This window comes from Mesorhizobium sp. P2_A12, from assembly GCF_056405075.1.
This window is the reverse complement of record NZ_JBFUCU010000007.1, coordinates 19,530-41,316: the sequence shown is the minus strand read 5'-3', so window position 1 is coordinate 41,316 and position 21,787 is coordinate 19,530. Positions and strand designations below refer to the sequence as shown.

General features: G+C 62.8%; 21 protein-coding genes and 1 tRNA gene. 3 read left to right on the top strand and 19 right to left on the bottom strand.

The annotated features are described in order from the left end of the window. Nucleotides 1-49: 49 nt before the first annotated feature. Both msrA and AC1DZU_RS17120 read right to left on the bottom strand, forming a co-directional pair. Nucleotides 50-568 (bottom strand): peptide-methionine (S)-S-oxide reductase MsrA, encoded by a 519-nt coding sequence (gene msrA, locus AC1DZU_RS17125; RefSeq protein WP_095091407.1) that lies wholly within the window; start codon nucleotides 566-568, stop codon nucleotides 50-52. 135 nt (nucleotides 569-703) lie between these two features. Beyond that, nucleotides 704-2,248, bottom strand: coding sequence for a glycosyltransferase family 39 protein (locus AC1DZU_RS17120; protein WP_477286599.1), 1,545 nt, complete (start codon nucleotides 2,246-2,248; stop codon nucleotides 704-706). Between the two features lie 195 nt (nucleotides 2,249-2,443). Between AC1DZU_RS17120 and AC1DZU_RS17115 the strand changes: the two genes are divergently transcribed. Further along, nucleotides 2,444-3,151, top strand: coding sequence for a hypothetical protein (locus AC1DZU_RS17115; protein ID WP_477286597.1), 708 nt, complete (start codon nucleotides 2,444-2,446; stop codon nucleotides 3,149-3,151). Between the two features lie 99 nt (nucleotides 3,152-3,250). On the opposite strand, the gene AC1DZU_RS17110 is transcribed toward AC1DZU_RS17115, so the two are convergent. The 4 genes from AC1DZU_RS17110 to AC1DZU_RS17095 form a co-directional block, all read right to left on the bottom strand. Then, nucleotides 3,251-3,574 carry a hypothetical protein gene (locus AC1DZU_RS17110; RefSeq protein ID WP_477286595.1) on the bottom strand — a complete coding sequence of 108 codons (324 nt, stop codon included), beginning with the start codon at nucleotides 3,572-3,574 and terminating at the stop codon, nucleotides 3,251-3,253. 169 nt (nucleotides 3,575-3,743) lie between these two features. Beyond that, nucleotides 3,744-3,950, bottom strand: a complete 207-nt coding sequence (locus tag AC1DZU_RS17105; RefSeq protein WP_477286593.1) for a hypothetical protein — start codon at nucleotides 3,948-3,950, stop codon at nucleotides 3,744-3,746. Nucleotides 3,951-3,970: 20 nt separating this feature from the next. Next, nucleotides 3,971-4,192 (bottom strand): hypothetical protein, encoded by a 222-nt coding sequence (locus AC1DZU_RS17100; RefSeq protein ID WP_477286591.1) that lies wholly within the window; start codon nucleotides 4,190-4,192, stop codon nucleotides 3,971-3,973. After that, nucleotides 4,192-4,899 (bottom strand): glycoside hydrolase family 108 protein, encoded by a 708-nt coding sequence (locus AC1DZU_RS17095; RefSeq protein ID WP_477286589.1) that lies wholly within the window; start codon nucleotides 4,897-4,899, stop codon nucleotides 4,192-4,194. The genes AC1DZU_RS17100 and AC1DZU_RS17095 overlap by 1 nt, the downstream gene beginning before the upstream one ends. An 81-nt stretch (nucleotides 4,900-4,980) precedes the next feature. On the opposite strand from AC1DZU_RS17095, the gene AC1DZU_RS17090 reads away from it, so the two are divergent. Further along, nucleotides 4,981-6,054, top strand: a complete 1,074-nt coding sequence (locus AC1DZU_RS17090; protein ID WP_477286587.1) for an acyltransferase family protein — start codon at nucleotides 4,981-4,983, stop codon at nucleotides 6,052-6,054. Nucleotides 6,055-6,608: 554 nt separating this feature from the next. On the opposite strand, the gene AC1DZU_RS17085 is transcribed toward AC1DZU_RS17090, so the two are convergent. The 10 genes from AC1DZU_RS17085 to AC1DZU_RS17040 form a co-directional block, all read right to left on the bottom strand. Further along, nucleotides 6,609-7,697 carry an acyltransferase family protein gene (locus AC1DZU_RS17085; protein ID WP_477286585.1) on the bottom strand — a complete coding sequence of 363 codons (1,089 nt, stop codon included), beginning with the start codon at nucleotides 7,695-7,697 and terminating at the stop codon, nucleotides 6,609-6,611. Nucleotides 7,698-7,759: 62 nt separating this feature from the next. Next, nucleotides 7,760-9,799, bottom strand: a complete 2,040-nt coding sequence (locus AC1DZU_RS17080) for an SGNH/GDSL hydrolase family protein (protein ID WP_477286583.1) — start codon at nucleotides 9,797-9,799, stop codon at nucleotides 7,760-7,762. Beyond that, on the bottom strand, nucleotides 9,796-10,110 hold the full coding sequence (locus AC1DZU_RS17075) for a hypothetical protein (RefSeq protein ID WP_477286581.1): 315 nt from the start codon (nucleotides 10,108-10,110) through the stop codon (nucleotides 9,796-9,798). The genes AC1DZU_RS17080 and AC1DZU_RS17075 overlap by 4 nt, the downstream gene beginning before the upstream one ends. 1,090 nt (nucleotides 10,111-11,200) lie before the next feature. Further along, nucleotides 11,201-11,674: a hypothetical protein gene (locus tag AC1DZU_RS17070; protein ID WP_477286579.1), complete on the bottom strand. Its 474-nt coding sequence runs from the start codon at nucleotides 11,672-11,674 to the stop codon at nucleotides 11,201-11,203. Further along, nucleotides 11,671-13,842: a hypothetical protein gene (locus AC1DZU_RS17065; RefSeq protein ID WP_477286577.1), complete on the bottom strand. Its 2,172-nt coding sequence runs from the start codon at nucleotides 13,840-13,842 to the stop codon at nucleotides 11,671-11,673. Before AC1DZU_RS17065 ends, AC1DZU_RS17070 begins: the two co-directional genes overlap by 4 nt. Nucleotides 13,843-14,184: 342 nt before the next feature. Further along, nucleotides 14,185-14,715, bottom strand: coding sequence for a hypothetical protein (locus AC1DZU_RS17060; RefSeq protein WP_477286575.1), 531 nt, complete (start codon nucleotides 14,713-14,715; stop codon nucleotides 14,185-14,187). Nucleotides 14,716-14,718: 3 nt separating this feature from the next. Then, the gene (locus AC1DZU_RS17055) at nucleotides 14,719-15,426 is read right to left on the bottom strand and encodes a hypothetical protein (RefSeq protein ID WP_477286573.1); all 708 of its coding nucleotides are present in this window, start codon (nucleotides 15,424-15,426) and stop codon (nucleotides 14,719-14,721) included. Between the two features lie 229 nt (nucleotides 15,427-15,655). Beyond that, nucleotides 15,656-18,115 carry a phage tail protein gene (locus AC1DZU_RS17050; RefSeq protein WP_477286571.1) on the bottom strand — a complete coding sequence of 820 codons (2,460 nt, stop codon included), beginning with the start codon at nucleotides 18,113-18,115 and terminating at the stop codon, nucleotides 15,656-15,658. After that, nucleotides 18,115-18,270: a hypothetical protein gene (locus tag AC1DZU_RS17045; protein WP_477286569.1), complete on the bottom strand. Its 156-nt coding sequence runs from the start codon at nucleotides 18,268-18,270 to the stop codon at nucleotides 18,115-18,117. Before AC1DZU_RS17045 ends, AC1DZU_RS17050 begins: the two co-directional genes overlap by 1 nt. Next, a complete protein-coding gene (locus AC1DZU_RS17040; RefSeq protein WP_477286567.1) occupies nucleotides 18,242-18,736 on the bottom strand; it encodes a phage connector family protein in 495 nt (164 codons plus the stop codon). Before AC1DZU_RS17040 ends, AC1DZU_RS17045 begins: the two co-directional genes overlap by 29 nt. A 733-nt stretch (nucleotides 18,737-19,469) precedes the next feature. Between AC1DZU_RS17040 and AC1DZU_RS17035 the strand changes: the two genes are divergently transcribed. Next, nucleotides 19,470-19,543: transfer RNA gene (locus AC1DZU_RS17035), tRNA-Cys, on the top strand. Between the two features lie 227 nt (nucleotides 19,544-19,770). On the opposite strand, the gene AC1DZU_RS17030 is transcribed toward AC1DZU_RS17035, so the two are convergent. The 3 genes from AC1DZU_RS17030 to AC1DZU_RS17020 are packed head-to-tail and all read right to left on the bottom strand — an operon-like array spanning nucleotide 19,771 to nucleotide 21,714. Next, entirely contained in the window at nucleotides 19,771-20,118 is a 348-nt protein-coding gene (locus AC1DZU_RS17030; RefSeq protein ID WP_477286566.1) for a hypothetical protein, read from the bottom strand. A 30-nt stretch (nucleotides 20,119-20,148) separates the two neighbouring features. Further along, on the bottom strand, nucleotides 20,149-20,760 hold the full coding sequence (locus AC1DZU_RS17025; protein WP_477286564.1) for a hypothetical protein: 612 nt from the start codon (nucleotides 20,758-20,760) through the stop codon (nucleotides 20,149-20,151). A 42-nt stretch (nucleotides 20,761-20,802) separates the two neighbouring features. After that, entirely contained in the window at nucleotides 20,803-21,714 is a 912-nt protein-coding gene (locus AC1DZU_RS17020; RefSeq protein ID WP_477286562.1) for a hypothetical protein, read from the bottom strand. Nucleotides 21,715-21,787 lie beyond the last annotated feature (73 nt).

The window sequence follows — 21,787 nt, the reverse complement described above, 5'->3', positions numbered from 1 at the left end:
TCGACGACCTCGTCGAGCGGCATGCCTGGCAGAACCGGAGCTGTAAACCTTACGAAACCGCCTTCTCGCGAACCGGCAGCTTCCAGCCCGGCCTAACGAAGTGGCAGGTGTAACCGTTGGGGTATTTTGCCAGGTAGTCCTGATGTTCAGGCTCGGCTTCCCAGAAGGGGCCAACCGGTGCGACCTCGGTGACGACCTTGCCCGGCCACAAGCCAGATGCGTCGACATCGGCGATGGTGTCTTCGGCGATGAGCTTCTGTTCATCGCTCGTGTAATAGATCGCCGAGCGATAGCTCATTCCGACATCGTTGCCCTGCCGGTTACGGGTCGTCGGATCGTGGATCTGGAAAAAGCGCTCCAGCAGCGTGCGATAGCTGATGATGGCCGGATCGAAATTGATCTCGATGGCCTCGGCATGGGTGCCATGGTTGCGGTAGGTGGCATTGGGCACATCGCCACCGCTGTAGCCGACACGGGTGGAGATGACTCCGGGATAGCGCCGTATCAAATCCTGCATGCCCCAGAAACAGCCGCCGGCAAGCACTGCGCGTTCGGTCGAAGTCGCCATATCACGTCTCCTCAAAAAGCAATTCCAGGAAAAATGCGTAGCGGTTTTCCGTCTGGAATTGCGCAAAAAGCAAGTTGGATCTCCCCATAAATGGGCGTTGTCTCTTGCTTCGTCCAGCGGACCGGCCGATCTGCTTCAGTTGCCGGGTTGGGCGAGGCTGTCGATCACACTCGGCAGCTGCGGCGCGCCGGGCGGAACGGCGGCAAAGCTGATCGCCATCGGCGGCGCCTTGAGCGACCAGTCGAAGAGAACGGTTTTGACCGGCAGTTTGCCTAGCCACGCCTGCAGATAGGGTGGCACGTCGCGCCCGGGCCAGACCAGGAGTATGCCGTGATCGCGCAGCCGCTGCTTGGTGATCCAGGGGGCGTACTGCATGTTCAGCTCGGTGAAGATCGACGGCTTGTCATAAGCATTGAGGCCCGCCAGCGGCGCAACAATGCTATGGCCGCCGACGATGTCGAGCCGACCGGGCGTCGCCGCGTGCCAGACGGCTTCTGCCTCATCCGAGATCTTCTGCGCCGGCCAGCAGACGGCGTCCATGCGCCCGCGCAAATTGCATTTCGTCCAGCGGATGCCCGCATAGGCACCAGATATGCTGACGATGCAGATGAGCGCGCAGATTACCAGCTTTCGCATCTCGACGGCGCCAAGACGGTGGCCCAGCAAGGCGAGCGCCACAACGCCCGCAAGATTGTACATCGGCGCGCCCCAGGCCTCGCCTGTGCCGGTGAACAGGGACGCCACCATGATGAGGATGGCCGGGCCAAGTCCCATCCACAAGAGATAGACGAGCGTACCGCGCCCGACCGGCTCTTGCGGCGGGGGCGAGCGCCGCAGCAGCCCTGATATCGCCAGCACCAGAAAAAAGCCGCCGAGTCCGGCCGTCTGGACGCCGACATAATAAAAGCGGGAGCGATGCGCCATCACCCACTGATCGCGCCAGGCGGCGTAGGTCAGCGGCAGGAAATCGACGCGGTAGAGCTCGACGGCCAGCGGCGCCGCGACAGCGACGAAAACCGCAAGCCCAAGCCACGGCCAAGGCGTGGCGAGCCGGCTGCGTGCCCGCGTATCGGACAGCAGCCAGATCGCGCCAAACAGCAACAGCAGGCCGGTCGAGAACTTGGCGTAGAGCCCGACGCCCGACACCAGTCCGAGCGCCAGCCACCAGACCGGCCCACCGCCGCGGCCCGCACGCCACAACAGCCAGCAGATAGCGGCCCAGAAGGGCATCTGCGCGAAGTCATGATTGAACTGCGGGGTCGGCCAGCCGAAGAAATAGAGCGACGGCATCAACAGCACGGCGGCCAGCGCACGCCTCTGCCCGAGCATGTCGCGGGCCAGCAGATAGACCAGGACGAACGTCGCCGAGATCGTCAACTGCGCCACGAGATATTGCGGCCAGCGGAACGATCCGGTCAGGAGATGGCTGGTCTCGAGCAGCCATGCCGGAAGTTGCGGATGCTTGTAGGTCAACAGCACCCATTCGCGTCCCCACATGAAGCCTTCGACGACATCGTTGGGCGGTGAGACGTTGATTAGCGCCGGTGCCACCGTCCAGCACAGGATCTGCATCAGGCACAAAAGCGCAAGCAAATGCCAGGGATGACGGATCAGACTGGACAAAACCGATGGGGAATCGACGCCGGCGGCGGGCAATCCCGCCGGCACCAAGTGATCCATGGATCCATCTATCCCCGCCATGCGGCGCTTAAATCACATAGTCCGGTTTGACGAACAGCCCCAAAAATCGAAGCTTACGAAAAAGTATAGCTGTGTGCCATTGCAGCACCAAGATCGGGCAGGAGCATCGGCGCTCCTCTCTCTAGGCAGGACAGCGTTGCACGTCTGACCCTGTCTGAAAAAATCCGGGTCCCGATGCGCCACCACCATGCCGTCATCCACTACCGTGCGCTCGACTTCTGGATGGCGCGTGCGGCCGTCCTCGTCATCATCTGCCTGCAGCTTCTGGTCATCAACAACCTCTCCTTCGGGCCGCGCTGGCTGGCGCCGGCGCTGGAAGCCGCCCTGCTGCTGCCCTTGTCGGTGGCCACGGCCTGGACACAGGTCGCCACAAGAAAGGCGGTCGAGGATCACGAATGGCATGCGATCGGCCAGTTTCGCATCATGATCCGCAGAACGGCCCTGACCATGACCGCCATCATCAGCGTCATGAACTGCGGCTCGCTGGCCTTGCTGGTGCGAGCCTTGCTGGAGGGCCATGCCGGCAACAGCGGCACGACGCTGTTGGTCGACGCGCTCAACATCTGGGTGACCAACGTCATCGTCTTTGCCCTGTGGTTCTGGAGCACCGACCGGGGCGGGCCGCCGACCTGCGGCCTGGTCAAGCTCGCGCAGGCTGATTTCCTGTTTGCGCAGATGACGCTGAACGACCGTGAGCTTCGCGACTGGCTGCCCGGCTTCGTCGACTATTTCTTCCTCGCCTTCACCAACGCGACAGCTTTTTCGCCCACCGATACCTTGCCGCTTTCACAACGCGCCAAGCTGTTGATGATGGCCGAGGCCATGATCTCGCTGCTGACCATAGCGTTGGTCGCGGCACGCGCCGTCAACATCCTGGCCTGATCGGGCCGGAACGCAAAAAAGCCCGCCACCTTGCGGCAGCGGGCAGGCTATGGAGAATTGGGACCAATCCGGCAGGGCGGTTGGTTGCGGCTGGCGAGTTCACTCGTCCGGCGCAGGCTTGAACCTGCGAACGACAAACTCGAACAGGATGTCCGATATCCACATGGCGCAGACGCCGATCAGGAACGCCGCTGCAAGCGTGGTGGTGTCGTCGGCGGGGTCGGGCATCGGCAGGCCGGCGATCCTGACATAGGACACCACCGGCAGCGTCAGATAGGCCGCGGCAAGCGCGCCGCAGATCGGTGAGGCCACCATTTCGCGCAGCTTGTAGCGATGCCGCGACAGCGCCCGCAGGACGCCACCGGCAAGGCCGGCGGCGACGACCGGTCCCTTGATGCCGAGCAGGTCGAAAAGATCGTGCATCACGGCCTCCATCCACAAAGCGCCTGGCCCCTTTCATTGTGCGCCAGGATCGCCGCCACCGACGCGCCGGAAAGGGTCGCTACCTCTGCCGTTGCCGGCCGGATGGGACGCTCGACCGCGCAGAATGACCCACCAGCGCTTGCGCAGCCGGTCAGCAGGAGCGAAAGCGCTATGATCTTGACCATTTCGCCAGCCTCCCCCTGTTGTCGTCCGGCGTCCGGCCGGCAACGGCGTCGTCGATCTTCTGGGCTTGGCTGCGCGCCGCGGCGTCGGTGGCATCCTGCCTGGCCTTCTGACTGGCCTTGCCCTTGGCGTAGGCCGTCCAGAGAGCGGCGAGCGCGGCACCCATTGCAAGCATACGGCCAGAACTGGCCAAGCAGGGCGAGCACTCCCATCTCATTTCTCCTCGACCGGCGGCGGCGCGACCATGCCGCGCGGCCCGTCACGCACCGCGTTGATGATGATCTTGGCAAGCGCAATGGCGCCGCTGATCTGAAGCGCGGTGAGATCGGTGACACCGAACATCGTCCAGTCGAAGCCGACCAGGGCGCCACCGCAGATGATCGCGATCAGCGTGTTGAGCAGATTGTGCAGCGCGTTGGTGTTGAGGAATTTCATCAAAAGAGGCTCCCGAAAAAATCGCCGACGTGCTGCCGGAAGGCCGCGAGCGTTCCGGCGATGAGGATGAGGATGCCGGCTGCGGCAGCTGTCTTGACGGCCGGCGGCACGGGCTGGGCCGCCGGCGCCCCGCCAGCGGGCTTTTCGACGCCGGGCGACGACGCGGCCGGCACAGGCGCCGGCGCGGTCACAGGTGCCGCCGACATCAGCAAGGCCTGAGCCCGCACCGACGTGACGCGATCGGACCAGCCGCGCCCGAATGTTGCCCATGTCGGCAGCCGCTTGAGAAACGCCAGCCGCGCGTCGCAAAGCCCGTCGATGGTGACGCCGACCGGCTTTGCCCTGGCCGCGGCAAGGGTGGCCGGCCCGATCCGGCCATCCTGGGCGACGCCCAGGGCCGCCTGCAGGGTTTTCGCCGCCCTGCCCGGCCCGCTGTTCACGGCGAAATCGAACACGGCATGGTCGACCCCGTCGGGCAATTCGGCGCCGAGCACCGCATCCCAGTAGTAGCGGCGAAAGACGGCGGCGACCTGCTGGTCGCTGATCTTGCGCAGGTCAGCCTTGGTGGCATTCGCCTTCACATATCGGCGAAAGTTGGCGAGCGTCACGCCCTTCATCGTGGCGCCCCCGGGGTCGGCCGGATTGTCCGACCACCCGCCTTCCGATTTCAAGACGAGCGCAAGCGCCCGCGCGAAGTTGCGGTCCATGGCAGTTCCTTTCCGCCCTCTCCGGGCAGGTTGCTGAGTCTGGGAATTTGGCTATAGTCGTCCTGCGACAGGGGATCTGACTTGCTGAACAACAATGCGCGAATATTCGCGCTCGACGGGCTGCGCGGCATCGCCGCGCTGTCAGTCTTCCTTCAGCATTTCGCGACCGATGCACCCTGGCATCCCATCACCTTTGCCTGGTGCGGCATCGTCGGCGTTCAACTGTTTTTCGTGCTGTCCGGGTTTCTGATGGGCAGGAAGTATTCGACTGCCCCGATTTCAGGCTCGGCGGTGATCGACTTCTGGGTCAAACGCGCGGCGCGCGTCCTTCCACTGTTTTTGATCTGCGTGACGGCAGCCTATGCCTGGCTTTTGCTGACAGGTCGCGACCAGCCTTTTTACGGGTTGAAGTGGGATGGATGGTGGCACCACTACGTCTTCTGGGCCGGCCAATCCGTGTTCTGGACGATCCCGAGAGAGATCCAGTTCTATCTCGTGTTCCCCCTGATCTGGTGGATGTGCCAGCGCATGGGCAATGCTGCCAACTTCCTGCTGCTCGTGGCAGCGGCGATGCTCCAGGGGGTCGTCATGAGCACGCCTGTTCTCATACAGGCCGCCCCTCTGTTTCTCGTCGGCGTCGTCGCAGGGCGCATCGAGCTCGAGCCGGACAAGTCGTACGATGCCCCGGTCGTTGCGCTTCTGGTCCTCTACGTCTTGTCGTGGTCAGGGATGATCGATGTCCTGGAATTGCCAAGATCCCTGTTCGGCAACACGCTGTACCTTGTCTATCTGCCTTCTCTCATCCTGCTTTCGACAGCCTCCCCGCTTGCCCAGCGCCTGTTGGGGCGCGGCGTGCTGAAGTGGTATGGCGACATCTCCTATTCCGTCTATCTGCTCCATCTGCCCATCTATGTCGCGCTCAAGATGTGGACGCCAATTTCGCTTTTGCCGAAACCCATCTGGTTCGGGCTGACATTGATCGTTGTGACGATCGCCAGCTACTATTCATTCCGCTATGTCGAGACGCCGCTGCGCAGACGCATATCGCGCCTGGCGCCCAAGCCACCGGCGCCTCAGCAACCGCTTGCCAATGGCGGTGTTCGATCAGGCCAGCCGGCACCGGAGGCACCCTTGGGGGCGCCGGCGCTCACATAGCGGCGGACGTTGGCGAACATCACACTGGATGGCACAGCTCGGAAATACCACTCTGAACCCGAAACGCTCGCTGAGTGGCCCCAGTCACTCGGCCGGCCAGATTGTCGAAACCCTGACGCGCTTTCCAATCAAGGCATTGCCGACCCTGTCCAGCAGCCACCGCCCGACACGACAAACCGGCCCCAGTCCATGGACTGGCTGCCGGCCCTTTCTCCAACGGCGTAGGTGATGACGCCCGAAATCACGAAGAAGATGTCGACGCCGCCAGGCCCGAAATTGGAGATGTAAGGCGTTGTCCAGTGCCCCCGCATCGTCACGAAGGGTGAAGCACATGACTGACCAGGACCATCAATGACGCCACGGCACGCAGGCCCTGGACGTTCCGATAGTGCATTGCCCCGACGTCTCCATCCTCTAACGGCGGTTGCCGGGCAAGTCCGGCATCGCACCGCCGCCCGATGCGATGACAGGCGGCGTCGGCTTCACGGGGCGGTACTCAACGCTCTGCGGAAGGCGAATTGGGCGCAAGTATTCCCGGTTTCTGACGAAAAACTTCAAACAGCTTGCTGGATTGCCTCAGTCCTGGCCGCTGTGACAGTTAACGGTGCAGCACTCGGCTTTTTTGGCTCCACGCCTGCCAGCCGCGCTACCCACGCGGATTTGTTGATGGGCCGCTCGATCAGATAGAAGCTGGCGAAGCCAACCGTCAGGGCTATTGGAACCGAGAAAACCCACAACAGCCTTTGATCATGCATCCCCGCATAGCCCGGACTTACGAACACGGCAACCATCACCGCGTACAGCAGTTGGTGCCACAAATAGAGCGAATAGGACGCATCCCCCAAACGAACCAAAGGCTTCGGGAACGTCCAAGCCTTCCTGATTTCCAAAGCAACGCAGCCGTAAACAATGAAGGCGCTGGGTAGGCCGATGCACGAGACGCGCCACATAGGCGGCAGACCCCATCCGCCATTATGTTTCAGAACAGTCGCACCAACAGCAAAGCCAACAACCCCAAGGACCAGAGAGGGCAACGCATAGCCGGCGATTTTCCTCTCAGCCATCAGGGCCACAGCGATGCCAAAGGAGAACTCCAAGACGATCGGTATCAGATACGTTGGAAACCCCTGAATATCGGCGACCCACACATAAAAAACGACCGCGAACCAAAGTGCCAAGACAACCAGAATGCGGCGCGGAAACACCAGGATCGCCAGCGCGCACACGCTGTAGAAAATCATCTCGTATTGCAGTGTCCAAGCCGCCAGGATTCGATTGTTAGGCGAATTGATGAGCAGCGCCAACTCCCACCATGGTTTCTGTGGCAGCGCGCGCGAGCCAAGATCAACCGTTGTCATCAGGAGCGAGGCAACGCCGAATGCGACCCAATAGACGGGGTAGATGCGAAACACGCGCTTGACTGCGAACTCTCGGAAAGAGCGCCACCGTCCGGCGATCTCCGCTTTCTTGCCCAGCCTGTCGGCGGCCAAAAAGACCACGAAGCCCGAAATCACAAAGAACAGATCGACGCCACCCGGCCCGACAGCGCCCGGAATTGGTTCCAGCCAATGGCCGTAGAAATGAACCCACACCACCATTAGAGCCGCGACGGCCCGAAGACCCTGGATGTTTTTATAGAGCATCGCGGATGGATACCAGCGAAGGGTTGACGCGGCAACAGCCGCGTCAGTTAACGCCCAACACCTTATAAAGCGTCGATCTCAACCGAACATTGGTGCGTGGAAACCGCGCCTGTAGCAGAATTCATCACTCGCACTGACAGACTGTCACCGGCCACGACTGGTATCAGGTTAAGTGTATCAGCGGACGTTATTGCTGCTGCGGTGGTTACGCATGTGAGTAGCGTAGCGACGCCGTTATTGAATAGCGTGTAAGTGTAGGTCTGCGAAGCACCCGGCACGGCAGATGCTATTGCCCGAAGATTGCGCACTACTCCGGCATACGGCACAGTGATTGCCGGGAAGATATGAGTGGCCGAAGAGTATGCGCCCAGATACATCGTCGCATTGGCGGCAACCGTAGCACCTGCCGAAGTGAGGGCCAGCATAGTTTTGACGGTTGGCGTACGCCTGCGCGTTGACAACCCGTAGGACGCCCTTGCGCAGGCATGAGCGATCTTGGTGCGGGCGCTGCGGCTTTCATGAATGTTGTCGAACACGTTGGGATCCACGCGGTTCTGATCACCGCTCCAGTTGAGATATCGAGCGATATTAGGCCCGCAAATCTTGCCGGCATCGACAAGCGCCACCGGCTTGCCAGCGTCCCGGTACGTCGCGACAACGCGGCGGATCGTCTCGCGATAGATGGGCACGTTGCTACCGCTGCCAGAGTTCTGGCCGAAACCGCCGTAGGTCTGTGCGGCCGATCTCTGGTAGAACTGCGGGGTAAGCAGAACAATAGCATTAGCTCCGGCTGCTAGCGCCCGATCGAGCAACAGGGCGAAGTCCGACGCAAACGCCGAAACGGTCGTTGAAGCCTGCGCATCGTTGGTGCCCAGGCCAATGAACACGTCAGTATAGCCTGACATGGGTTCGGCATTTATGCGCACGAGTTGCTGATTTAGGATTTCGCCAGCAACCGCAATGTTCTTGGAAAACTCCCATTGCGTGCCCATCGATCCCTGCATGATCCGCGCGATGTCGCGCGGCCAGCCGATCATGATATCGTCCATCTTGCTGTCGCCGACGAACAGCGCGCGGATTGGCCGAGGCGCAAGCCGCGTCGGGTTGCGGGTCTTGACCACGTTCTGAAAATTGGCGACCTCGGCGCCGGCCGCTGGCCGAAGAGCGCCAGGCCCTATGAGCAAGGCCGGTGAAGCCAACTCACCATCGGCGATGATGACGCCATTCAACCCGACCTGGTAGCGCGTGGGCGTGATCAAATCGACCGTGATCGACGCCTTTGTAAGCTGGTAGGCCGGTTCCACATCGGCCGGGCCGCCGTCGCCGAAATGCTGGACCGTGACTTCGGTAAACGTGTTCAGTGCTGTGAGCTTCTTGTGCGTCATCAAGCCGGCGACCGACGCGTAAATCGTGTGATAGCCGCCACGGTAATACAGAACGACATAGCCAACGTCGGTCGCGTTGTATCCGCAAGTCCACGAATACTGGCACCCCACTTCCGGCACAAAGCCGGCAAAGATCAGCGTGTTCGTCGGAGCGGTCGACCAGTCGATGTTGATCAGGTTTGCCGCTTTCGAGACGCCTGTCGACGAGGCGATCAACGTATTCCCATTTGGCCACGAAAAGCGGTTCATCGCGGCTGTAGTCATGTCAATGACCGTCGGTTCCTCGTGGGCCACGTTGCCATCCGTAAGCCAGTCGAACTTGTCGACCGGCTCGGCATGAAACCTGAAGGTGCTGTGAAGGGTGGCGCAGAGGAACGTAAGTGCCCCGGTCCCAACCACCGTTACGGCGGGGTCGCCGTTGGCTTTCTGCGTTTGCGTTCGGTCATTGTAAACGCCAGGTCCGGTGAAGGTAGGATTGCTGGATGCATCGATCAGCAAGCCGGTGAAATCGCTCGTCGTGGCGAAGTAGAAAACGCCCATAGCTTTGGTGAGCATGACCAGAGTGTCGACGCTACCCAGCGTTACCTTCGCCAATGCCCATGCGGCGTCATTGTCCGTTACGCCATCATCGATAAAGCCGAATTCCGTTGAATAGCGCTCCGTTCCAATATGCCCGAGCGACCACAGCGAAAAGGTGATGGCGCTGGTTCCTATCACCGGCTCGAATGCCAGGAATGAATAGACGAAATCGGCCTGCGAACCTTGTGGACCCGGACAGTGGTCCCCTTCTGCATAGTCCGCGACGTGCGCGCGTCAGCTGCGCGGTACCATACGCCTTCGCTGGCCGTGTAGATGCCATTGGTTGATTGGTCCGATTGGTGGGTCACCAGCACCCGGTCGCCGACCTCGGTCAGCACGCCGTCGATGGTCTTCAGACCCGACAAGATAATGTTGCCCGTGGTTGCCAGGCGCACGGGTTCGCGTTCGCCGGTCAACAGGCGAACGGCGGCAGTTGCAGGTCGGGCCATAGGGCTTTCTCCATGAAAAAAGCCCCGCGAAAGCGAGGCTGTGAACGTTTCGGATTGTGTGGCGGGTTTAAATGCGGCCTGGCCCTGCTTTGAAATGGCCTGGCCCGGAATTACGGTGACAGCGCACTTCTTGCCAAGTGCGTTCGGCCCGTCATTGTGTGCAGGTTAACCGGGAAGGCGAGGCAGCCGCCGAAAAGAAAATTGTCGGGCGCCGATGCAATTAGCATGCGCTTTATTAGTTCCGGAAAATTTTAACGAATCGTTGACCGCGCTGTCCCAGAATAGGACGGCGCGGTCAACCCCAACCGGACTGCGCCGGCGGCTCCGGCACACAGCGCCCCCCGCACTGTCGGAGCCGCTACTTACACTCCCTAATATACCAGCGATGGTTGAATCAACTGTTACCGCACGTGCTTTCCACGGCCCTTTCCCGATCGTTAAACTTTGATGGAACGCCGTGATTGGCTTCCACAACGATCCCAGATGCCCTTGAACCGGACTCGGAGGAATTACGGTGACACTGCGCGCTGCGCCGGTATATCGGCCGGCCGGTGGGCGGCGAGGCATGCCTGGATCGGATTGCCGGGCAAACCGGAAGCCCGCGAAATCCGGAAAACGAGTCAGGTGGCGAAAAGAAACCGTGCACAGTCACCGTATTTGCGCCAACGAATATGGTCTGGTCCCATCTCATCCAAAGAGGTAGCTTGCAACGCGGTGGCGGACCCGCAATCAGCTTTGGCAAGACGCCCGGCGGCACACGGCGGCAAGCACCGGCGCCGAAAGCCACAACCCGTACGGAATTAAACCTACCTAAAGCGCAAAAGCCGAGGACGTAGCGCAACGCAGTGCCCTTCTGCAGGCGCGAGCGGTGCGACTACGGTGACGGTGCACTTCCATGTTCGTCTGGCTGCCACAGCGGGTAGGTTGAACGTAGAGGGAGCGAGGAAGGCGGCGAAAAGTGGTGCAGTATCACCTGCAATTCTGCGCAATTGCCGGCTCAGCCCATCCCGCGATGTTCGCACAACTGTCTCTGTCTCTGTCGCTTGCGCGAGGCCGGACCCTGACGCACCTGCCGACGAGCCACCACACATCACTCTTGAAGCAGCGGCAGAACCTTTTCGTCCAGGAATTTGAGACGCCTACCCAACATTTCCGCGTTGGCGGGATTCGCCGGAACATTGACAGGAATCAGCTTCGCAACGGACTTCCCCTTCCGGGCGGCTTCAACCCATTCTTCCATGGCGCCAATGTATCCATCCAGCGCCTCATACGGAGTTCTGACGTCGTCGCCTGGCATGTAAGCTGGAGGCACATCACCCACGATCACCCATATCCATGCGGGTACATCTGGCCTTCCAGGCGAAATCTCGAAGAGAAAAATGTATACTATGCCCTCGGCACCATATCCAAAATACTCCGTCTTGATATTTTTTCCCCAGTCATAAAACTGAATATATTCACGGGCTTCGCCAAGGGCGGCGTCAAAATTATCGTCCGCGTCCGGATCGTCCGCCGCAAGCGGCAAACGACTGACCTTGCTGAGATCTGGGGCGATTGCATTCATACTCCGTCTCCACCAATTAAGTTCTTCTTGCGCCATCGCCTCTTAGCCCAGCGCGCAAAATCTCCAGCATCTTGATGATGCCTTATATGGTCGTCCCGGGAACGAGGCTTCACATTCAATACGTGATCTCCCCCTCCATCGGCCAGCGGTACCTCATGGGAAACGTCCATATTTCGACCGGTCTTAGGGTCTTTGGGCCAAGCCTGACCGTGTAGCTCCTCCCATTCTTTGCGAAGAGCTCTGTTCGTCGTGATGCGCTTGGTCGGGACGAGTTTTAGGTCGTCCTCGTCAGTGATTCTTACAGGCGGGATCTCAGCACTTTGCGATCGTCCCAACGCTTCGACGTCTACAGTTTCGGTTGCGTCTTCAGCAGGTCCGCCTCTTGCAAATTCAGATGGTGGCGAGCCGGTGAGCCGTGCCAGAACCTGCCTGCCGATCGCACCGAGCCCTTCGGCAAGGACAATGCCGCCAGCGCCCCAAAGCGCTCCGGTGCCCATTTCTCCTAGGATGTCCCGGCTATTGAGGGCGGCGTCGACGCCGCCAAACACCACGCCGTCGGCCGCTGCGGTGGCGCTTCGTGTGAATAGGCCGCGCAATCCCCTCAGACCTTCGGCTGCGAGTTTTCCGGTGAACGTAATGCCTGCCTTTTGCAGGCCGAGGCCGGAGGCGAAGGCGCCAAGCAGTTCCACTGGTATTGCCGCAGGACCGGCACGATCCGCAGCATCCTCGGTTTCAGCCTGCTCCGCGGCCAGCAGCTCGTCGTAGCTCTTGCTGGAGAAAAGCGAGTTCATGCCGGCGGAGAGCCTGTCCGCCTGACTGAATGTCGTGCTGTTCGCAAACAGCCTGGCATCGTCATTCAACGCGGCAAACGGCTTTTGCCACCGTGGCCCGGCGTTGAACCGCACACGGGCTGGATGATACGCCATCACTGTCAGATCGGCCTCGAGAGCTCTTTCCTGGGCTTCCTGCTCTGCGAGCGTGATCTTCGGATTGTTGGCTGTATTCTCGCGCAATTGAGCCAAACTGGACGCAAACACCTGTCCGGCCAGCGCGAAGCGCGCTTTCGGGTCGCGCACGGCTTTAAGAATGTCGCTGAGCTCAATGATCCGTTGCCGCACCGGCACACTGTCATCGACAAATCTCCCGCCGAGATTGTCCGCAAGGGCCCGCGGAACGGCCAGGATCCTGTCGAAGCCCAATTGCTGCTGCGCAGCGAGGGCCCAAGTCACGGCAGCCTGGAAATCCTCAGGCGTCGAGACCTTGCTCCAGTCCGGGGCCAGCCCCGGGAACATCTGGCTGACATAGTCGACAGGGTCGTCGCGCCTGGCGCCCAGCACCAATTGCGCCGCGCCAGCCTTAATCTCATATTGCTCGCGCTGCTCCGGCGAGCCATCAGGGCCTGGCTCAAAATCCCGAAGCTCAGCGTGGATCGCCTGGTTTGGCGCACGGCGCATTTTGAAGAATGCATCGGCGACGCCGGTCGTTAGATTGAAGATTTGGAAACGGGCCGCGCCCTCGCCTGCGCCGTAGATGTTGACGAAATCCTGTGCGGTTGGTTTCTCCTCGGGATATTGACCCGTGCTGGCGATGACCGCCGGCGCATTCTGCTCTGCGAGTTGCACCTTGGCGCGGGCATCGACCAACTGCGCGGCGGTCGCCGTGTTGGCCTGATCGAGTAGCGCGGCAACATCGCCTGGCGCCAAATAGGTAATGGCGTCGAGCGATACGACGGCTGTCTGGCCATCCGGCGGTGTCGAGTTGGTTGCGCCAACGGCCTCGGCGCTGTCGTCCTTGGTCCGGCCTCCAGCCTGCGCCGTGCCTAGCATCTCGGCAGCGCGTTTCGGATCCTGCGAGATCATCGCTTGGACCAACGCCTTGGCCGTGTTGCTGCGCCAGACCACTTCCGCCGCTTGCCGGGCGAGCGGGTTGCCGATCTTGGCGATCAGGTCAAGCCCGCTCTGCCGGATCGCTTCGAAACTTCCGATGTCGTTCGGATTGCCTTTTGCGATCGCGCTGGTCGAGATGTTGTCGACCTCGGTCAACTCGGCCAGCTCATAATCATCACGCCGCGCTCGCTGCCTTGCGGCCATGCGCAGCGAGCCGGGCGTGCGCATCGCCTCCTTCTGGCTGGCGAAAGCGGCGCGCTGGCTTTCGGGCATGGTCTGCAAGGCCTCGTCGAACAGCGTGTCGAACAGGCCGGTTTTGGCCACCCGGCCGGTGCGCGGATCGACCTGGCCGTACATGGCGTCATGCAGGCCTGCGCCGTCGGCCGGCGCATTCGCCGTCACCTCGTCTTCCGCCTGCGCGATGCGGCCGTTGAAGCGGCGGCGCGCGATCTCGGCGTCGAACGCGTCCTGCCGCTCTTTCATTTGCCGGTAGCGCTCGGCGACAGCGGAAAGCTCGTCGCCAAAACCCTGCATCGCCCGGCCGGCCGGCGAGCCGTTCGGGTATTGCACCGCATTGCCGGTCTCGAGCCGGCGCTGGGCTATTTGGAGAGGAATGGTCGCCATTTAGATGTTCCCTGCCCACGGAGCCCTGAGGGTCGAACCGCCGAGGATCACCGACCGCGTCGGCACCGCGCTCGTTGCCGTGCCTGAGGTCGGGCTCTTCGTCGGGTCGTAGATTTTGGAAAGGCCGCCAACGAGGGCATTGCCGGCGTTGAAGATCGACGCCGCCACCGCCTGCCGGCCGGAAAAGCGCGAGATGGCCGCCTGCGTGCCGAGATTGTTCTGGCGCAGCTGCGAGCTGTACTGGATCGCCTTGAGGTCGAGCTGGCCCTGCCCGGCGTTGGCCGCCAGCACCTCGGCCGGCGAGCCGGCAATGCCGACGCCGGAAGCGCCGGCCTCGGCGCGCGCCTGCGCCTGCAGGAGATCCTGCTTGTGGCGCTCCCGGCCCTGTTCGAAGGCGGCACTTTGCGCGTCGGCCCGCGCCTGTTGCTCGTAGGCCCTGGCTTGGGCGTCGGCCATCTGCTTCGACTGCCGGCCCTCGGCCAGCGCGCCGCCGACCGAAAGAGCGGTGCCGAGAAGAGCGAGTGTGCACATGGTTCAGCCTCGTTCGCCGAAGGGTTTGGTTGCGGGAAGGAATTGGCTTTTGGCGCCCCCGGGACGCCTCACTTCGGGGGACTTGCCTTCGACGCGCTTGACTGGCGCGCCGAGCGCCGGGCGCGGGTCGAGCGCGCCGCCGGGGCTGAGGAAGGACAGCAAGAGCCGGTCGGCCTGCAGCGCCGGCCGGCTGAGCCGAGCGGGCACGGCGGCACGCGGCCCGGCCATCGCAGCGCGGCGGGTGGTGGTCAGGTTCACCTTCAAATCGGCGACGCCGGCGGCGTCGAACAGGCCGTTGGCGGTGGCGATCGCGCGAGCCAGCGCATCGGCCTCGAACAGTTGCTGGCGCAGCTCTTCGACCAGCCGGCGGACGCAGCGCCAGCGCTCGCCGAGCAGAGCCGCCCTCGCCTTGATCTCGTCGCCAAGTGCTGCGATGTCGGCGCGGGCTTCGCTCTGCGCGACCTCCGCGCGGCGCTTGCCGGCGGCGTCGATGGTCTTTTCCAAGAGCGCGATTGCCGCGTTGCAGTCGTCGAGCGCGGCACGCGCGGCGGCAAGGTCGCCATCGCCGAACACCGCGCGGTCCTCGGCTTGCGCCAGCTCGGCTCTGCGGGCAAGCGCGTCGGTTAGGTCGGTGTCGAGCAAGGCGATGACGGCAGCGAATTCCGCAGCCGTCCGCGCCCTGCCGAGTTGCTCGGCATGGGGGGATGTCATGGGTGGGGTCCTTTTGGGAGGAGGAGTGAGGGGCGATCTGCGAAGCGGAAAAGATCAACGCCGGCGGGACAGCACCCCCCTCTGGCCTGCCGGCCATCTCCCCCCACAAGGAGGGAGATTGGCAGTTCAGGCGTTGCCGCTACGCCTACAACGTTGGCGATTGGCGAAGGCAGGGGTGCCGGCCAGAGGGGGGTGGGCGGGAATGCAACCTTCGGCTTGCGCCTCGCCGCTAAGGCTCCGCGTCGAACACCGGCGTAAAAGCGCGGATGGTGCAGGGCGTCGGGTTGACGTGGCGGATCCTCACCCTTCCCTGCCCTTCCCAGCTGTCGTCGATCGGCACCTCGACATTGCCGGTGAACAGCGTTGCCCCGCCATCCGGCGCGACGATCGAGGGCATGCGCACGGGCTCCCAGCGGCCGCGCATGAGCGACTGCACTTCGAGCCCCGTGGTGTCGGTCTCGAGCAGCGACAGGATCACTTTCGCCACCTTCTTGCGGCGGCCGATGATCGAGCCGTCGCGGCCGCCGACATCGAGCTCCAGCGTGTCGGCGCCCGCAGCATAGGGCAGGCCGAGCTGCCATTTGGCGGATGCGGCCGACCCGGGCGGCAAGCTCACGGTGCCACCGCTGCTGACGGTCAGGCCGCGATAGACCTCTGCGCCGGCCAGCACGTCGACGGACTGGCCGGCCAGGTGCAGCGCGCCGCCCACCGTCGTCACTGCCGCCCCGGAGTAGGTGAGGCCGCAATCGACCTCGAAGGCGTCTGCTATCGCGCCATACTCGAAGGGCGCGGTCTTGATCTCGATGAAGCGCCTGGTGGCGCCGCCGATGGTACGCTTGACGACCAGCCAGAGATCGTCATTGCCGTTCTGGCCGGGCGTCACCACGGCACTTTCGACAACCGCCCGGCCCAATCCGCCGAAGTCGCCGCCCAGGCGATGCCTGTGCATGCCCCGGACTTCCTGCGATGGCTGATGCGTATAGCCGCCAAGCTCGCCATTGCCGAGCGGGAACCACAGCAGGGGATCGGGGTCGGTCTGGAAGGCCAGTTCGACCACGCCAAGCTTCGGGATATGCTCGGAGATCTGGCCGACATCATCGGAGGTGAAACGGCTCTGCGCGGTCTGCGTCAGCTCGGCGATCGATTTGCGCGAGCGGGTGACATAGAGGAACGACTGGCCGGCATCGACCGGGCGGATGCGGGCGCAGCCGAAGGTGCGCGAACGCCGGTTCTTGAACGAGGTCGGCGTCAGCGCCTCGTCGATGCCCGAGCCCGACAGGGCCCGCACGCCGCCCGACGTGCCGATCAGCAACGCGCCGTCGGACTCGGCGATCCAGACGATATCGTTGGCCTGGCCGCCACCGGCCTGCACGAACTCCAGCGCGTCGTCATCCTTCTCGCCGAGCGCGAAATTGTCGAAATCGCCGGTGGCCGAGGCATAGACCGAGAATTTCCGGCTGAAGGCCAGGCGCTCCTCGTAGAGCGAGCCCGACTGGACATACTTGCCGGGAACGAACGTGCCGAGCCGCCAGCGGGTGATCGGGCCGAGGTCAGGCAGTGCAAAGCCATAAAGCTGGATGGTGACCACGGTGGTGCTGTTGCGGGCGATGATCTTGGCCCAGCGCCAGCGCCCGTCCGAGCCGAACAGGCGGACGGCGCGGCCGACATCGCTGGCCTGGAACCCGGCGCCGCCATTGATGCCGACGGCCGAGGAAGCCGTCAGGTTGAACGGCGTCTGGCTGGCGGCGGCGCGATTGAAGGTCAGTTCGGCGAAGTCGACATCGGTGGCGCCGTCGATCGCCTTCCAGGTGAAGCGATGGTATTCAAATCCGGTCTTGTTGACGAACTCGTAGAAGCGGGTTTCACCGGCATTCCAGGCGATCTCGCTGGTTCGGGTGTCGAGCGCCACCCATGTCGTGCCGTTGTTCGACCCTTCGAGCACCCAGTTCGTCGGCGTCCTGTCCTGGGTGCCGCCCGAGCGTGCGGTCAGCGTGTAGTTTTCGACGATGACCTGCGCGCCGCCGGCCGTGCGGTAGGTGACGGAACCGGTATCACCGACAGTGCCGACGTGGCTGACGCTGTCCTTGTCGAACACTTTCCACGCGTCCACGGACCCGCCAAAGCCCGACACCGTGCCGCTTGGCGCGGCGTTGGATGTCATCGGCGGCGTCAGCGAACCGTAGTCGGACGGGACCAGCGCCGTCGCCGTGGCATTGATCGGGTCATAGGGACCGTCGAGGAACTGGTAGTCGCTCAGGGCCCATGCCGTCTGCGCGGTGCGCGTCAGCACCTTGGTCGGGTAGGTCTCATGGGTGATCCACATCTGGTCCGCGGATTGCACGAACTGGAGGTTGAACAGGTCGGCCTCGAGATACGGCGTCACCACCTCGACCGTGCCGACGCGGGCGCCATAGGCGTAGACGCGGATGTAGAGGTCGCCGAATTCGAGCGCGTAGGCCTGGTTGGCCGAGAAGATGAAGGGGATCAGCCGCGTCTTCTTCGTCGAAATCTTTACCTCGCCGGCAAAATAGGTGCCGCCGCGCTTGCGGATGCCGCCATGCGGCAGCGTGACGAAGTTCTCGCATTTGGCCAGTGCCGCCCGATAGAAATCGAGCGAGGCGCGTGCGTGCAGGCGCGGCGAAATCTCGCCACGGGTGAAGACGTCCTGGACCGGATAGAGCGCCGTCATCAGCGCGAGATCCTGCTGTCGCCGGGCGCAACCCTGTTGTCGCCGCGTTGGTTTGCCCACGACGCGGTATAGGACCGGCCGCCGCGCTGGATGGCGCTGGCGTTGAGCGCGGCGTCCAGCGCCCGGTCATAGGCCGAGCGGGCAATGTCGATCATGCCCGACTTGTGGGTCAGCGGATGCGCGACCTTGATGGCGAGTGCGGCCACCAGCACTTAGGTGAACAGCGCGTCCCAGTCGTTCGGATCGGTGAGGGTTGGCGACATAGCGGATCAGCAGCGGCCCCGGCTGGTCGCTGTAGATCAGGTCGGCCTCCTGCCGCCACGAGATCGGCACGCCATCCGGTTCGCCATTGCGGGTCGGCGGCAGCGGCCGCAGGCAGTCGGCCGGCAACTCGTAGGCGAAATTCAAGCTGCACGCGTCGCCGCCGGTGTCCGAGCCCGCGACCGTGGCGCGCAGGATCGCGAACACCCAGGCATATTTGGTCAGCTCCGCCTCCCGCGTCAGGTCGAAATGCAGGTTGATGAGGCGCGCTGCCTTGACGTCCTGGTCGAGACTGTCGATCGGCGCCTCGTCGAGCACGGCAAGCGCCATGTTGGCGATATCGAGCGGGGTGATGGCCATGGGGTCAGGCCTCCGTGAGAAGGGTTGATCGGGACAGTTCGGGCATGAAAAAAGCCGCTGCGAAGCGGCTTGGGATTTTGTGTCGATGCGAGTTTGGAGCTGGCGGGCTATAGCCTGTCAGATTAGCTACTTGTGCCAAATCATGGTGGAGAACAACGCCAAGACGACGAGAGCACACCATACCAGCTGCAAGCCGAACAAGGGCAAACACCACCAGGCGAAACGATCGCCCCGGTCGGCCTGTCGCTTGAGAGCGCCATACTTTGCCCAACTCGAGATTGAATAGAGCATCGAGTACAGGGAATTGCCCCTTGGAGGGTCAGCCTCGATTTCCTCTCCGAGAAGATGGCCTCCGTACAATTGAAACGGCGCGGACAGGACAAGGCCTATGATGATGGCAGGAAGGAACCAGTTCAAATTAATATTCTCGCACCGCAGTAGACCGCCATTCTAGCTGCCCTCGGCAAGGAAACAGTTACGTCACCACTTGCAATTCGACTATTCGTGCAGGGAGCGGGAGCTCGTCGCCCCCGCCCCTCGCCCTGGCCTGATCAGGCCTCGGTGGGGAGTTACGGTGACAGTGCACTTCGTCCGGCTGTCATTGTGTGTAGGTCAACCGGGAAGGCGGAGCAGGCGACGAAAACAAGATAGTGCACTGTCACCGTATTTGACCGTAGTTCGTAATTCCCAGTCAAGTTGACGGGATACATTGCATTGCCTAAAGACGCAGGATGGTCTGAGGGCGGGACGGTGACGCATCGGTCTGCAAAACCGACGTAGTGGGTTCAATTCCCACTCAGACCTCCATCATCACCGCGAAGCAAGCTTGAGCGGCGGATGGGCCAGTTCCGCCTTCTGATCTGGCTAGGGCTTCGGCCGCTCCAGCGCATCAACGAGGCATTGCCCGCGTTTCAGCGGCCCGATCCTCTGCCGGCACGGGTGCCGGCTGGTTTGTCGCGCCGCAGGTCATCCGGGGCGGGGCTGGCGTCGAGTTTCGGAAAGGGAGCGGGAGCCTTCGCCCCCGCCCCTCTTGATCAGGCCTCGGTCGTCTTCAGCGCGATGAACGTCATGGCCTTGACGCTCGACGCGGTGCGGTCCCAGTTGGCCGCCAGCGCGAGTTCCGCATCGGTGGCGAATTCGCCGGCCGAGGCGGCGTCGAGGAAGCGGGTGCCGGGAACATGCGGCACGAAGTGGCGGCGGCCGACCATTTCGGTGACGCCGCCGCCATGGCCCTGGCGTGGCTTGCGGTCGAACTCCAGCGGCCCGCCTTCGGTGTTGACCGGCAGCTCGTTCCACAGGATCGCCTTGTCCTTGAACATGAACGCGGTGTAGACGCCCGCCATTACGGGAATGTCGTCGTCGACGACGGCGCGCAACCCCATGTAATAGGGGATCAGCGGCCCGCCCTGCTGCTAGGACGGCACATAGTCGATGAGGTCGGCGAGCTTCAGCGCCTTCATCTGCTTGGAGTGCATCCAGATCGTCTTGAACTTGTCGGCGCGGTCGCCCATCAGATAGGCGGCCTCGATGATGTCGGTGTCGACGATGGAGGCGCCGGTGGTGCGCCCCAGATCGCCGCCATCATTGGCGATGTTGTCGGCGACGACGCCTTTCAGGATGCCGAGCAAGGTCAGCTTGTTGGCGCGCTGCCAGTACTCGGTCTGCCGCTTGACGATCAGCTTCTGCGGATCGTCACCCGCCAGGATCGAGGTCAGGTCCGGAACGCCCCACGCCTGGGCACGGACATTGCGGGCGGCGACCTCGCGACGCGAGCCGATCTTCTTCATCTCGATCGAATCGGCCGGATCGTCATTGACCGGCTCGGACGGGTCGTTGCCGAGATCCTTCCAGCCGGGCATGTCGACCGAGCGGCCACCCATCGACAGTTTCGAGGCGATGGCCGGGTCGGAAAACAGGATTCCGGCCTGGTAGATTTCGAGCGACTGGACATGTTCCTCGAACGCATATTGCGCATAGACGGACGGCACGATCGCGTCCGCGATACGGGTGTAGGCATCTGCCATTTTTCTCTTCCTTTTGCGTTGGTTAGCGGTGATCTCTCAAAGTCAGCGAGGATTATTCGGCATCCACCGATCCGGGTCCTCACCGGCTTCGCGGGCCAGCCTCCGGGCACGGGCGGGGTCGCTTTTGACGAGGGCTGAAATCGCCGAAATGTTGCGTTCGCCGGCGGCGTTGCGCTTGAACGGATTGGCTGCGCTGAAAGCAGCACCGCCGTCGATCGTGTCTTCCGTGAACATCGCCTCGCCGATGGCGTGGAACGCCTTGGCGATCTGCGGATCGGTCAGCGCCCCGTCAGGCAGAAGGATACCCTTCGCCTTGTAGGCGTCGACGAGGCCGAGCTTCTTCATCGCCCGGTTGGCGACCTCGAGCTTCCGGCGAAAGCCGTCGCTGTCGGTCGGTCCCCAGTCCCTGACAAGGTCGTCATGCGTGGCCTCGACCGAGCGGGCGAGCGCGATCTCCTGTGCTTTTGCCTGCTCGGCCATGTAGCCGACGAACTTGTCGTGATAGGCCTGCGCGGTGTTCGGCGAGGCCCCGGCTTCGACCGCCCAGGCCTTGGACGCCTGGGCGAGCTCGTCCGAATAGGCGAAATTTTCCGGCAACCCTTCCGGGCGCCGGTACTCGACCTTTTCGGACGAGGTGACCGGACGCAACGCCTCCGGCAGCCGGGCATGAAACCGGTCCCAGTCTTCCCGTGATGCGTCGGGCTGGGGCATACGCAGGCTCTCACCCTGCTGCCGCTCCAGCTCCGCATAGGATGTGAAAACCCGATCGAGGCTTTCAGGCTTGGTCCAGCCCTTGGTTTCAGCGAGCTTGCGGTTGCCTTCGGAAAGACCGTCAAACCAACTTTGGCCGACAGGCGCGGCGGACCCGTTGTCCGCACCAGCCGGTGATCGTACCGGGTTGCCCGCCGGCCGCGCACGCGCCGCCACGGACCCGGCGTCTGCCAGATCTGTCATGTGATGTTCCTTTGTGAGGGGTTAGAAAAGAGCCGGCGGCAAAGCTGCCAATCTCCCTCCACGAGAGGGGAGA

Excerpts from the sequence above, each read along its gene's own strand:
- AC1DZU_RS17045 (WP_477286569.1), bottom strand. The coding sequence starts at position 18,270 with ATGATCGACATTGCCCGCTCGGCCTATGACCGGGCGCTGGACGCCGCG.
- AC1DZU_RS17110 (WP_477286595.1), bottom strand. The coding sequence starts at position 3,574 with ATGCACGATCTTTTCGACCTGCTCGGCATCAAGGGACCGGTCGTCGCC.
- AC1DZU_RS17060 (WP_477286575.1), bottom strand. The coding sequence starts at position 14,715 with ATGTGCACACTCGCTCTTCTCGGCACCGCTCTTTCGGTCGGCGGCGCG.
- AC1DZU_RS17075 (WP_477286581.1), bottom strand. The coding sequence starts at position 10,110 with ATGGCCCGACCTGCAACTGCCGCCGTTCGCCTGTTGACCGGCGAACGC.
- AC1DZU_RS17100 (WP_477286591.1), bottom strand. The coding sequence starts at position 4,192 with ATGAAATTCCTCAACACCAACGCGCTGCACAATCTGCTCAACACGCTG.
- AC1DZU_RS17085 (WP_477286585.1), bottom strand. The coding sequence starts at position 7,697 with ATGCTCTATAAAAACATCCAGGGTCTTCGGGCCGTCGCGGCTCTAATG.
- AC1DZU_RS17030 (WP_477286566.1), bottom strand. The coding sequence starts at position 20,118 with ATGGGGTTGCGCGCCGTCGTCGACGACGACATTCCCGTAATGGCGGGC.
- AC1DZU_RS17115 (WP_477286597.1), top strand. The coding sequence starts at position 2,444 with ATGCGCCACCACCATGCCGTCATCCACTACCGTGCGCTCGACTTCTGG.
- AC1DZU_RS17040 (WP_477286567.1), bottom strand. The coding sequence starts at position 18,736 with ATGGCCATCACCCCGCTCGATATCGCCAACATGGCGCTTGCCGTGCTC.
- AC1DZU_RS17120 (WP_477286599.1), bottom strand. The coding sequence starts at position 2,248 with ATGGATCACTTGGTGCCGGCGGGATTGCCCGCCGCCGGCGTCGATTCC.
- AC1DZU_RS17050 (WP_477286571.1), bottom strand. The coding sequence starts at position 18,115 with ATGACGGCGCTCTATCCGGTCCAGGACGTCTTCACCCGTGGCGAGATT.
- AC1DZU_RS17070 (WP_477286579.1), bottom strand. The coding sequence starts at position 11,674 with ATGAATGCAATCGCCCCAGATCTCAGCAAGGTCAGTCGTTTGCCGCTT.
- msrA (WP_095091407.1), bottom strand. The coding sequence starts at position 568 with ATGGCGACTTCGACCGAACGCGCAGTGCTTGCCGGCGGCTGTTTCTGG.
- AC1DZU_RS17055 (WP_477286573.1), bottom strand. The coding sequence starts at position 15,426 with ATGACATCCCCCCATGCCGAGCAACTCGGCAGGGCGCGGACGGCTGCG.
- AC1DZU_RS17025 (WP_477286564.1), bottom strand. The coding sequence starts at position 20,760 with ATGGCAGATGCCTACACCCGTATCGCGGACGCGATCGTGCCGTCCGTC.
- AC1DZU_RS17095 (WP_477286589.1), bottom strand. The coding sequence starts at position 4,899 with ATGGACCGCAACTTCGCGCGGGCGCTTGCGCTCGTCTTGAAATCGGAA.
- AC1DZU_RS17020 (WP_477286562.1), bottom strand. The coding sequence starts at position 21,714 with ATGACAGATCTGGCAGACGCCGGGTCCGTGGCGGCGCGTGCGCGGCCG.